This is a genomic window from Kineosporia sp. NBRC 101677 (assembly GCF_030269265.1).
Taxonomy (GTDB): Bacteria; Actinomycetota; Actinomycetes; order Actinomycetales; family Kineosporiaceae; genus Kineosporia; species Kineosporia rhizophila.
In genome coordinates, this window is the sequence record NZ_BSTA01000001.1 from 1,222,791 (window position 1) to 1,235,350 (window position 12,560).

A 12,560-nucleotide genomic window follows, 5' to 3' on the forward strand; every position below is an offset into this window, starting at 1 on the left:
TTAGTTTAAGGACGTTCGTGAGCTAGGGAGCGATGCTCGTCCCGGAGAGCGCGGGGAGACGCACTGTTCCGAGAATCTGCTCCAGGGCCAGTTCGACGTCTTCCCGCCAGGAGATCGCCGTCTTGAGTTCGAGCCGCAGCCGTGGGAACCGCTGGTGCTGACGTACGGTCTTGAACCCCACAGCGGTGAGCAGATCGGCCGGTACGAGGCAGGACGCCTTCTCCTTGTCCTCGTCGTTGGGGTCAGCCGTCATCCCTCCCCCTGCGGTGAGGCCGAACGCCTCCAGCGCGCGCACCCCGCGCCGGCTCAGATCCTTGGCCGTAGCCTGCACCAGCATGCGCGCCAGGCCCGCGCCGGCGAACTGCGGGAGGACCCGCGCCGTCATCAGCAGTACCGCGTCACCACTCACCGGGGACGTAGGGAACTCCAGCGCTCTGGGCACCAGGGCCGGCGGGGCGTACATGACGAAACCGGCGGGCTCGTCGTCGACGTAGGCGACCCGCCCGCACGACCCCCACTCCAGCAACGTCCGGGAGACCCAGGCCTCCTTCTCGAAACCCGTGTCCCCCGCCTGGCCGGCCTGCTTCGCCGCCAGCGGATCGAGTTCCCAGGTGACACAACGCCGGCACGTACTCGGAAGGTCCGAGAGATTGTCCAGCGTGAGCGGTGCGAGCCTCCGGCTCATCCAATGGCTCCTGCGGCGGTGATCGGATCTGATGCGGGCAAGGGTGTCGGCGGCAGTGGCTTCGGCGGCAATGTCGTCATCGGAGTCTGTTTGTCGGCGCACAACGCGCGAACCACGAGATCACCGACCGGAAAAGATCGTAGGCCCGGTGGGCGTACCACGTGAATACGTCATGCAGTTACTTCTTGGTTACAGAAAGTTACCCCATAGACATCCCGGGACCTACCTGATGGTCTTACACGTCTGACGATGTCGCGAGCGGTGAAGGTGATCATGCAGATGGGCGAAGGCAATGTGGGCTCCCGGCTCGACCAGTGGCTGGGGTCGTACGCAGCCCGCACCCGGGGGATGACTGCGTCCGAGATCCGAGCTCTCTTCGCAGTCGCCAGTCGCCCCGAGGTCGTCTCCCTGGCCGGGGGTATGCCGAACCTGGCCGCGCTGCCGATGGACGTGGTGGGCCGCTCCCTCGCCGCCCTGGTCAGCCAGAACGGCCCGGTGGCCCTGCAGTACGGCTCCGGGCAGGGCGATCCGGAACTGCGCCGCCGCATCCTCGACGTGATGGCCCCGAACCGGGTCAGCGCGCACCCCGACGACATCGTCGTGACCACCGGCTCCCAGCAGGCCCTCGACCTGGTCACCCGCATCTTCGTGGACCCGGGCGACGTGGTGGTCGCCGAAGCTCCCAGCTACGTCGGCGCTCTCGGGGTGTTCCGCTCGTACCAGGCCGACGTGGTGCACGTGCCGATGGACGCCGAAGGCCTCATCCCGCAGGCCCTGCTCGACACCCTGGTGTCGCTCAAGCGCGCCGGCCGCCGGGTCAAGCTGCTGTACACGGTTCCCAACCACCACAACCCCGGGGGCGTCTCCCTCTCCGCCGCCCGCCGTCCCCAGATTCTCGAGATCGCCCGCCGGTTCGGCGTTCTCATCCTCGAGGACGACCCCTACGGTCTGCTCGGCTTCGATGGTGACCCACTTCCCGCGCTGCACTCGCTCGACCCCGAGGGCGTCATCTACTTGGGCTCGTTCTCCAAGACCTTCGCCCCCGGCTTCCGCGTCGGCTGGGCCGTGGCTCCGCACGCCGTACGCGAGAAACTGGTGCTGGCCAGCGAATCCTCCATCCTGTGCCCGAGTTCGTTCAGCCAGATGGCAGTTTCCGCCTACCTGGCCGAGCACGACTGGAAGCATCAGGTGGGCGTGTTCCGCGAGATGTACCGCGAACGCCGAGACGCGATGCTGCAGGCGCTGAACGACATGATGCCCACCTCGAGCTGGACCAACCCCCAGGGCGGCTTTTACGTCTGGGTGAAGGTTCCCGAGGGTCTGGACACGAAAGCCATGCTCCCCCGCGCGGTCACGGCCCGGGTCGCCTACGTGCCGGGCACTGCCTTCTACGCCGACGCCCAGGGGCGCGACCACATGCGTCTGTCCTACTGTTATCCCTCCCCCGAACGCATTCGCGAGGGGGTACGGCGGCTGGCCGCAGTCATCGACGAGGAGCTAGAGGTGCAGACAACTTTCGGCCCTGCACCGCGTTCGGCCGCTCCGGGCAGCAATGTGCAAACGGCCGGCCCCGACCTCACCTGACCCCTGCTGATCCACGCATGATTCGCCCCGCACGGGGCTGGAGGTTTGAAAGCTGATGTTGTCGCCGCGGGTTCTGATCCTTGCGGGTGGTCTCTCGCACGAACGAGAGGTGTCGCTCCGGTCAGGGCGCCGGGTCGCCGAGTCGTTGCGGGAGAGCGGGTGCGAGGTCACCGTCACGGACGTCGACGACCAGTTGCTCGACACCCTCCGCTCCGGGCAGGTCGACGTGGTGTGGCCGCTGCTGCACGGGGTCAGTGGCGAGGACGGCGCGGTGCGGGACGTGCTGGAACTGGTGGGCGTGCCCTACGTAGGGTCCGACCCGGCTGCCTGTCGGCTCTCGTGGGACAAGTCCGTGGCCAAAGGCATTGTGCAGGAGGCCAAGATTGCCACGCCCCGGTTCGTCGCCCTACCCCACGGCATCTTCCGTGAGCTCGGCGCGAACCGCGTACTGAACTCGATCGTGGACAAGTTAGGTCTGCCGCTCGTGGTCAAGCCCGCCCGCGGCGGCTCGGCGCTGGGAGCTTCAGCGGTGCGCGAGGCAACGGCTCTGCCCCGCGCCATGGTCGACTGCTTCGCCTACGGAGACGTGGCGATGGTCGAGCAGCGCATCACTGGGGTCGAAGTCGCCGTTACGGTGCTCGACACGGGGACGGGACCGGTCGCTCTCCCCCCGGTAGAGATCGTGCCCGACTCCGGCTTCTACGACTACGACGCCCGCTACATCGCCGGCGCCACCGAGTTCTTCTGCCCAGCCCGTCTTCCCGATGCTGCGTTGGAGGCGGTGAAGGCGGCCGCGCTCACCGCACACAAGGCGTTCGGTCTACGGCACGTGTCCCGCACCGATCTGATCGTCGACGAGTCCGGCGAACCCTGGTTCCTCGAGGTCAACGTGGCACCGGGGATGACCGAGACCTCACTGCTGCCACTGTCGATCGAGGCGGCCGGCCTGTCGGCCCCCTCGGTATATCGGCAGCTGGTCGAAAGGGCACTGGTCTAGAGCCCTTTCAAGCAAAGGACGCCTGTCAGCGGTTGGGCTGACAGGCGTCCTTTGTCGGTTCGGGCCTATTCGTCGTTCTGGAACGCCTTGCGCAGCTCCGGGGCCAGGATGTCGAGGATCCGGTTGAGATCCTCCACGCTGGCGAACTCGACGCTCAGCTTGCCCTTCGCCCGGCCCAGCGCGATGTTGACCCGGGTGTCGAGCCGGTCAGCCAGACGCCCGGCCAGATCGTCCAGCTCGGCGTTGCGGCCGCCCGCCCGCGGCTTACGCCGAGCGCTGGTGCTGGGCGAGTCGCTGGGATCGCTGACCGCGACGGCCTCTTCGGTGGCACGCACCGACATGCCCTCGTTGACGATCCGCTGCGCCAGGGCGTCCATCGCATCGGCGTTCTCGAGACCCAGCAGGGCCCGGGCATGACCGGCCGAAAGAACGCCTGCGGCCACCCGCCGCTGTACCTGCGGCGGCAGGCGCAACAGACGGATGGTGTTGCTGATCTGGGGACGCGAGCGACCGATGCGCGTGGCCAGGACTTCGTGCGTGCAGCCGAAGTCGTCGAGGAGCTGCTGGTAGGCGGCGGCCTCCTCGAGCGGGTTCAGCTCGCTGCGGTGCAGGTTCTCCAGCAGCGCATCGCGCAGCATGTCGTCATCGTTGGTGTCCCGGACGATGGCCGGAATGTGCTCGAGGCCGGCCTCCTTGCTCGCCCGCCAGCGCCGCTCACCCATGATGAGCTCGTAGGTCGCGTCACCGGCAGAACCACCACCGGGTACCGAGCGGACCACGATGGGCTGGAGTACACCGATCTCCTTGACAGAGTGCACCAGCTCGGCCATGGCTTCTTCGTCGAACGCGGTGCGCGGCTGGCGCGAGTTCGGCACGATGGCGCCGACCGGCAGCTCAGTGAAGTACGCCCCAGGTACGGGAACCAGCTCCGGGCCTGCGGGCCGGGCATCCGCCTTGGGCTCGGGGGTGCTGGTCTGGTCTGCCTTCTCGTTCGACTGACTGTCCGGCGTGGCTGCGTCGGCCGGCGTCTGGGCCTTGGCCTCGCTCGCCTTGGTGTCTGTCTTGGCGTCGACCTTGGTGTCAGCCTTGGCCTCGGCCGACGCGTCACCGTCTTGACGGTCGTTGAAGAAGACGCCGTCCACCGGCCGGTCACCGGCGGGTCGGGCGGCCGGAGGCGGTGGGATCAGCGCTCCGAGGCCCCGCCCCAAGCCCCTTCGCTTGTCGCTCACACCTGCTCCTCGTCAGTACGCATGGTCTTTCCGCTCTGCCACGTGCTTGCGCCGGTTGGCCTAGTCGATCCCCGTTTTACGGCTTATGGTGCGCTGGCCCACACACGGGATCACCCATGTGGCGCAGCTTCTACATCCCGCTCGGCGGGTGAGCGCCGCAGCTGTAACCCCCAGCGTGCGACCAGGGCGGCTACCGTCTCGTTCTCGTCCGAACGTGCCAGCGGCCACCCCCGTCGTTGTCACTACCGGTCGATGGTGCCCGTCGCCTTGTCGGCAGGTGCCATCAAGATCGTCCCCCCGCACTGCCGCGTTCGCTCTCGTCCAGAACCTGTTCGGCCAGCTCCCGAGCCGCCTCCAGGTAGGAGAGCGCACCGCTGGAAGCCGGGTCGTACGTCATCACCGTCTGCCCGTGGCTGGGCGCCTCGGAGATCCGCACCGAACGCGGCACCGTCGTCCTGAGTACCTCGGTGGTGAAGTGTGCCCGAACCTCGTCGGCAACCTGCGACGACAGGCGGGTACGCCCGTCGTACATCGTGAGCAGAATCGTCGAGACGTGCAGCTTCGGGTTGAGGTGGCCCTTGATCAGGTCCACGTTGCGCAGCAGCTGGGACAGGCCCTCCAGTGCGTAGTACTCGCACTGGATCGGGATGAGCACCTCCTGCGCGGCCACGAAGGCGTTGACCGTGAGCAGCCCCAGGCTGGGCGGGCAGTCGATCAGGATGTAGTCGAGCCGGCCCGGCCCGGCCTCCTGCTCCTCGAGGTAGGTGGCGACCGCCTTCTGCAGACGCGACTCGCGGGCGACCAGCGAGACCAGCTCGATCTCGGCACCGGCCAGGTCGATCGTGGCCGGCGCGCACCAGAGGTTGTCGACGTCGGGGCACTTCTGCACGACGTCCTTCAGCGGCATGCCATCGACCAGCACGTCGTAGATGCTGGGGACCTCGGCGTGGTGATCGATACCGAGGGCGGTGGACGCATTGCCCTGCGGGTCGTTGTCGAGCACCAGCACGCGCAGACCGGCCTGGGCGAGGGCCGCAGCCAGGTTGACCGTCGTGGTGGTCTTCCCGACGCCGCCCTTCTGGTTGGACACCGTCAGCACCCGGGTCTCTTTCGGACGCGGGAACCGCCGGCCGGCCAGGGCGATGCGCCGACGAGTGTCCTCAGCAACCTCGAGCGCCAGGGGCGTGGAATCGTCCAGCAACGAGATCGATTCGACCAGCGGCTGACTGCCCGTGGTGGGCGGAGCCGTCGGTGCCGTGGTCGCCGCAGCATCCCGGGCCTCGACCGGACGCTGGACCGGCTGCCGGAATCCCGGCGTCGGCTCAACGCCCAGCCAGGGGCGGGTGACGGACATCGAGTATCCGGCCTCGGTGTCCGAAGTGCTGGGCTCGTTGCTCGCTGACATCCGAACCTCTGCAGATGGTTGGTGAGCCGGAGCTTCTGCCCCGGCCCGGCTGCCGTGGAACTCGGCGCTGGCGTGCTGCTGCTGGCGATCAGTGGCCGGCGTGCTTCCGTGCCGCTCAGCCGGGTTCATATCGATCAGAGAGCCATTCTCACTATGGGCCCGGCTCACATACGCCGCAACGATCTTGTCGATGTCTGGCGTGACGATCTGCTGGCCCGGAATTCCAATGGGTGTACCTCCCTGATCGTATCCCTCCGGGGGGAAAACTCCGCCTCCTGTGTTGAACCGATCCACGGGAGGCGGCGGGAGATCGTCACTTTCTCGGAGGTCCACAACGGTCTGTGGTGGGGAGATTGCCGGGGGTGCTTCTTCGCTTGTGGTTGGGGGGATGTGGTGGATCACCTGCAGGGACGGATCGGACGGGGCGGTTCCGGCTGAGGCAGGATGCTCGAGCTCCTGTGCGTCTAAGGCAGGGCTGTCATTCTCAAGCCCGACCGCAGAACTAGCTCCACCGTCTCGGGCTCCGGCCAGACTTGCGGTGTTGGTGGTTGCAGCCGGCCGGTTACTCACGGCGCCTGTGGGCTGGGCTGACCAGGTCGGCTCGACCGGTTCAGTCACCGCTCTTTGAACCAGAGCCCGCCGCTCTTCGTTGACTGACGCTGCGGTTCGGGCCCTGAAGGCGCCGCCACCTTTATGGCGAGCAGGGGTCGGCTGGGGCGCCTCTACCGCGGACTCTACGTCAGTCTTCGACTGCTCTACTTCCGGGCTGGCCGGTGCTGCCTTCGCGGCCGCTGCCTGTTCCACGGCTCCCGAGCGCGATGTTTCACGGGAAACCTTTGCGGGTTTGCGCTCACTCCTCGGCCATCCCAGGCCGTTGGCCATTCGCTTCAGTGCTGTCGAGGGCCAGCCCAAGTCGCTCACCAACGTCCTCTCCTTGACCACTCGAAGTCGTCATCTCGCGTTCCATTGGCCCGGGCCCGGGTTCTCCACAGCCCGCCCGTTCCGTGAGCGGGTGTGGATAACTTCTTGGGTCGTTGACGGCTGTGGAACGAACTCATCCGGGCTGGTCAAAGCCCGAATCGGAGTCTTGCTGCCTAGTCCGTGGTTAGAGACTTTCCCCAAGTTGTCCACAGGTGGACAGTGCATAAGTTGTGGAATACTCGGGCGCCCAACGATGGGATGGCACCTGCGTAGGCACGCACTTACTCACCGCTGGTAGTGGAGTAAGTCAATCACGTCACCATCACATTGCTCACGAAGTAGCGGGGAAAAGTACCCGCGCGTCATGGGGCCTGCCTCATGACGCGGTGGCGACGGCGCTGTTTCACGTGAATCAGCGGCGGACTCTGCTGGCTTGGACTCAACTTGATCTGTCGCCATCGCCCACCCGAGCCGTGGCGGGGCATGGGCCGACGCCCGTCGGGAGCCTGGCTCTAGGCCCTCTCGCCGTGCTGCCGTCACCTACATCTCGACCGGACCGCCTCGGATACGGTCGCGCGTTACCCACGCGGGGACGTTTGCGCTGCTTACCTCTGGCCCCTTCGAAGCGGCCGATTGACCGTCCGCAGACCCGGCCCCTCTCGGCCAATTGCCTGTGACTGGCCTAAGCCGTTGCCGGCGCAGCGCCCAGGTCGACTCACTGCAGGCCCAGCCATAGGCCAAGGCACGATCGGCAAGCCGGGTGCCGCACCACAAAGGATCCATCCTTCGCAGGCAGATGACACGGCAGCGGCGCAAGATTGCGCTCGCTACTCCTGGCCCCTTCCCATGGCTGGCCAGGCAGGCAAGGGAAACCCAGAGGCGGGCCAGCGGCGCTGCGCATGTCTTCAGTGCCTATGCCTCACTGAGCTGTTAGCCCGGCTCAACTACACAGGACCAGGCGACACCGGCCGCGATCTCCTGCCACTCAAGACCACTGAAGGCACTGACGTATTTCGGGGCCCCAAACAGACATCGATCGCACAGGGCAGCCCGCACCGCCACCTCCTCGACGCTGCTGCCCTATCGCGTGCGGCAGCACGACTCATCCACTTTTGCCACTGCCGCTAGCCCTACCCGACCGCGCGCCTCTTGGGAGGGGCCCATCGCTAGCTTTCGCCCGCGCTGATGGTTTCGCCGAACCACACGCGCCCACCTACTGCCCATCACCTACTGCGCTCGACCTACCTGCCCATTACCAACCGCGCTCCACCCACCTGCCCACCTGCCCACCTGCCCACCTGCCCACCTGCCCACCTGCCCACCTGCCCACCTGCCCAAGGCTGCCTCCCCGACTTCCCGTCCTGTGCCCCTAGACGCGCGATCTTCACCTCGCGCTTCTACTTCATCCTTTGTCTTCTGCCTCATCCTTGTCTTCGCTCCCGCCCCCAGCCCTCCCCCGTTTCCGTTCCGCCTAGCTCTCCGTGCTCCGTTTCCGTGCTCCGTCCCCGTGCTCCGTCCCCGTGCTCCGTCCCCGTGCTCCGTCGGCGAGCTCCGCCACCGAGCTCCGAAGCGTTTACCCCATTGAGCAATCTCTTGAGCGCACCCAAGGATGCAGCCACCCGAGCGAGCTAGCCGGCCTGCTCTATGTCTGGCAGCGCACGACGCAACTTCGCCGAGAACACTCAGACCCATGAGAAAGCCGGGGCTGCATATAACCACGGGTCGCCGCCGATGTATGGCAAGAGGTCGGCACGAGCGATCCAGCCCATCGCCGCTTTCAGCCTCTGACTCCTTGCGCCATTTCACGCGGCCTAGCCAGACATGGGGCGTCGCCGATCGCGTCTCGGCCGCCATGCACCGGCATCTTCAACATCGCTCAGGCCTGCCTGGCCGAACTTATTCAGTGCGCGCGGCAACGGCTTCCCGATGAAGCTTGTCTACTTAGCCAGCCGCGGATATCTCGGCACCTTCACTTTGCAGCGTCTCGACCCGGGCAGGCGGCTCATGGCGAAACGGCCGGCCGCAGCCACTTGCCAGAACAGCTATCTCCGTCTTGAGCGTCCTTTAGGCGGTCCTAGCTAGCTCTGCCACAACCAAGGGGCGGTCGCGACTGACTGCTCTTAGGTGCCGCCTCACTCAGTGGCAGCCGGAATGCTGATGGCCACAGTCGGACGACGCCGCAAGCTTCGAGCGCCCGTTCTCCGCGTAAGCCAAAGCACTGGGCTTCATGCCAAGCATTGTTCGTCTATTCAACGGGCGCTCGGCATTGCCAGGAGGGCTCGACTGACGGAGGCCCATTGGCAATGCAGGAGCCGCACTGAGGCATCGGAATACTGCATTTGATCTAGAAGCAAGCGGATCGTCATGCTCGAGATCAGGCCAACCAGTGGAGGTCGTGCCTTGGTCAGCCGAGGGCCTGGCATGAGCATCCCCCGAGACCGACGTCTAGGGCGGCGTACAGATTCATGGAACAAGAGAGATCCCCAGGCTGCAGCACCCATGCGGTCCTCCTCGTCGGCGGCCGCTGCGCGCATCGAGCTCCCCGCCTGCTGAGCGTCTCCCCTTTCTGCGCCCCGAGATCGGTAAGGCCAGCAATGACCGTGGACGTTAACGGATGTCCACGTCGTGGCGGCCAAGGCAGCTTCACGGTTGGCCTTCCGATCGCCACTTCCGTTTAGCCGCAGTCCCCGGAACCTGGCTCGCGCCCTCAGCCAGGCTGCGGACGTGTCAGAGTCTGCTCATCTTGGAAGGGAGATGGCAGGCCGCCAGTCATGCGGTCAACTTTCACCGCGTCATTCCTCGACCTCGGCCTTGTGCCAGTCGACAAGGCTGATCGCTGCATGCTGAGCCTCAATCTCAGTCAACGCCGGCCTCCGTCAGTTCGCTCAACACCTGGCTGGGCCTGCGCTCGTGAATGGGGTGCGCCCTGTGTACTCCTCCGTCCAACCGCCGACCACCGGTGGGTCAGCATCAGCCAGGCGGTCGGTTCGACAACACTCATCCTCCGCCGGCCAGCAGCCGCCATGCCCGTCACCGTCAAGGTTGCGGCCCGTTCGAGAAATGGCCCGGCTTGTAGGGCACATGCCCCCACGCAACAACGACGCCAAAAACCCACGCCGCCCTCGTTCCATGCTCCTCGCCGTTCACCTCCATCGCGCCGAATCCAGAAGCAGCCGGTTCAAAGAGGCACGTCGCCAGAACATGAGGAGGTGCCTTGGGCACCTGCACCCCCAGGCACCTACCTAGGTTGGTAAGACTGATCCGCTCACCTTCGCAAGCGCTTAACTGCTCGTCGTGCGATCCGTGCTCGCCTCTGCCAAGCCCGCCCCTGTACCGATCGCCTCACCTCTGGATCCTGCCCGTTGCCCTGATTCAGGATCTCGGCAAAGCCCCTTCAAGTTCACTTGACCGGTGGCAGCTTCAAGAGACAGGCCGCTTCGTGCTGGTGGTTCGCGCAATCCGCCGGCGCCGCGGGCCCCGTCCAACGAAGCTTCCGCATCAAGCTGCTTCTTCCGTCGAAGGTCATCTGCGTCAGTAGCGCCATAGGGCTTGGCTGCCGCAATTCTTTCGACGGCCTCCTCTGACCGAGGCGCTGGCTCCGACCGTCACTTCCGGCTGTGACGCTCGAATGGCCAAGCCGGACGACGCCTCAGCGGGGTACCGAATCGTTGGATACGTACCGGTGTCCTTCCTCCCCCGCCGAATTAGCCTCGCAGGTGCAGCGCCCATGCTCGGTAGGCGCTCGGTCCCGGCCCGACTTACTGATCCAAGGGGCAGTCCGTCGCAGCTACCAGGTCCGTTGGGTCACCCGCGAAGTTGCATAATTCGCTGCCCCATACGCTGAAAATGGGATCCCAGTCCGCTAGGCGTAGGGAAGGCCCTGAGCCGCTCCCGTCCCATAGGTCGGGGATAAGTGCTCCTGCCGAACGTCAGCAATTGCGCCCACGTGCACACCGAACTCCCCCATAGTCAGCATGCACCGGTGACTGTTCCGAACTGGTTAACGACTTTCCCCAACCACGATCCACAGGTGTGCACATCCGCGCATCGACCGTCGGCGCAGGTAGGGCCGCCTGATAGTGAATGGATCGGTTGCCGGTTGGAGCATCGCGACAGGCCGTTGCTTCGAGTCGCGCTTGGACGCACGACAAGTCATTCGTAGACCAAGGGGCTGGGACCTAGCGCCTAACGCATACGCCGGCATCGTCCGCCCCGGGAAGCGTGAGCTAATAGCTGGGCCCATCCCGCCCAGCGTCTTACTCAATGCGCTCGAGGCGCGCGCAGCAACGTGCCAACCCGCGCGGCAGGCCTAGGGCGGCTTACCCGCGCGGCGGGCTCAGGGCGAAAATTGTTCGCTGAGGCCTTCGAGGCTCGCGGGGCCGTATTCACTTAACCGATGACCTCACCTGTGCCGACCTCTGACCAGCCCGGTCATCTGTCGCGATGAGGCTGGACCCCAGGCTCGACCGGCTTGTCTGCACACCCTCGCATGCTTATGAGTTGAGGCGTTGTCGATCCATTCTTAGGTCCCCAACTGCCCCAAGGCCGGCCGATCATGTCGAGACGAGCCCGCTCGTTCCACGTGAAACCCCATCTCAAATTCGGTGCCGCACCACACAGGTGCGGTGAGGACGGCAGCATCGACATGATGGTCCCGCAGTGCTCCAGGACTGCCGGAGCAGTTAGGGGGTCGCCGCCCCAGGGCGAGGCCCAAGGTTCGACGCTCTTGCGCCTTGCCTCCAAGGCTGCCTTTGCAAGCTCGTATGACTAAGTGCGCCCGAGTCGTGGTGCTGGCTGGCACCTACGGGCTGGCACCTATGCCCCTGCCTGCCCCCGCCCCGTGATGCATCACTGTCTAGGCGGTCAGCGGTCGCGGTCCCTTACGAGGTCCGCCAGCCAGCATTGCTGTGTGCTTTTTCCGGGCCACACTTACGGGGGCCAGGAATGAGATCTTGCGTAACCGCGACGGCCTTCCTGCGCCCGCCGGCACGGTCACGCCCCAGAGCGCTTGGATGACTGAGCTCGCCCGGTAGGTGAACTGCGGAAGACCATGCTGGGCCTCGTCTGCTGAAGGACTTAGGTCGATGGTTGCTCCAGATCCGATTGCTACCTGTTGCGAATCACCGCCCAAATACGAACTCATGAATCCACCTCGAGCGAGAGCCCCCCTTCAGGCGCGCCCCGCCGCCGTCGGAACCGCCTCGAGGAAGGAGCCCAGCTCAACAATCAATCTGGGTCTTGGTGCCGGTCATACGTCCTGAGCTCCCTCCCCGATCGAGCAAGTCGCCGCGCAGGGACCTAGTGCCCGGCCATGATGCCCCCGTCGTGCGCTGCCTTTGGCCATGGGCGCGGTCGTCAAAGTCTCGAGGACTGAGAAAGTAACTCGTCTACAGGCGCCGTCCGCGGATGACCTCCGTGCGTGGCGCGCTTGAAGCTACCTATCGGGCCTAACGGAAGAGGTCCCCTACCCGACGTTCGGAGCAGGTGACTCAGTTCCACGTGGAACCGCCCCACCTTGCTGGCCTTACTGTCATCGGGGAGCAACTCTGGCTGGAATGATGTCTCGCGCCTAGGCCGGCCTATCGCACAGCGATTTACCGGGCGTCTACTAGTAGTGCTTTGTTACATCCGCTTCTGACTTGTTTGTTCTGTCCGGAGCTGTTTGACTACCGGGGTGGACAGGGGCGAACTGGAGCGGGTGCGGAAACGGCTGCAGGAGTTCACGTCCGAGATTTTCTC

5 protein-coding genes are annotated in these 12,560 nt (G+C 65.6%); 2 read left to right on the top strand and 3 right to left on the bottom strand.

Features of this window, described 5'->3' with window-relative positions:
* Window positions 1-22 precede the first annotated feature (22 nt).
* Window positions 23-685 carry a GNAT family N-acetyltransferase gene (locus QSK18_RS05505; RefSeq protein ID WP_232811461.1) on the bottom strand — a complete coding sequence of 221 codons (663 nt, stop codon included), beginning with the start codon at window positions 683-685 and terminating at the stop codon, window positions 23-25.
* Between the two features lie 249 nt (window positions 686-934).
* Between QSK18_RS05505 and QSK18_RS05510 the strand changes: the two genes are divergently transcribed.
* Both QSK18_RS05510 and QSK18_RS05515 read left to right on the top strand, forming a co-directional pair.
* Window positions 935-2,269 (top strand): aminotransferase-like domain-containing protein, encoded by a 1,335-nt coding sequence (locus tag QSK18_RS05510; RefSeq protein ID WP_232811462.1) that lies wholly within the window; start codon window positions 935-937, stop codon window positions 2,267-2,269.
* 55 nt (window positions 2,270-2,324) lie between these two features.
* Window positions 2,325-3,266, top strand: a complete 942-nt coding sequence (locus tag QSK18_RS05515) for a D-alanine--D-alanine ligase family protein (protein WP_285616875.1) — start codon at window positions 2,325-2,327, stop codon at window positions 3,264-3,266.
* 65 nt (window positions 3,267-3,331) lie between these two features.
* Here QSK18_RS05515 and QSK18_RS05520 read toward each other — a convergent pair whose 3' ends face one another.
* Window positions 3,332-4,495: a ParB/RepB/Spo0J family partition protein gene (locus QSK18_RS05520; protein WP_285616877.1), complete on the bottom strand. Its 1,164-nt coding sequence runs from the start codon at window positions 4,493-4,495 to the stop codon at window positions 3,332-3,334.
* A 283-nt stretch (window positions 4,496-4,778) separates the two neighbouring features.
* Complete coding sequence (locus QSK18_RS05525) at window positions 4,779-5,900, bottom strand: ParA family protein (RefSeq protein WP_332879907.1); 1,122 nt, start codon at window positions 5,898-5,900, stop codon at window positions 4,779-4,781.
* Between the last annotated feature and the right edge of the window lie 6,660 nt (window positions 5,901-12,560).

What these genes read in the sequence shown, in the direction of transcription:
- QSK18_RS05505 (WP_232811461.1), bottom strand. Translation starts at nt 685, where the DNA reads ATGAGCCGGAGGCTCGCACCGCTCACGCTGGACAATCTCTCGGACCTT.
- QSK18_RS05510 (WP_232811462.1), top strand. Translation starts at nt 935, where the DNA reads ATGTCGCGAGCGGTGAAGGTGATCATGCAGATGGGCGAAGGCAATGTG.
- QSK18_RS05515 (WP_285616875.1), top strand. Translation starts at nt 2,325, where the DNA reads ATGTTGTCGCCGCGGGTTCTGATCCTTGCGGGTGGTCTCTCGCACGAA.
- QSK18_RS05525 (WP_332879907.1), bottom strand. Translation starts at nt 5,900, where the DNA reads ATGTCAGCGAGCAACGAGCCCAGCACTTCGGACACCGAGGCCGGATAC.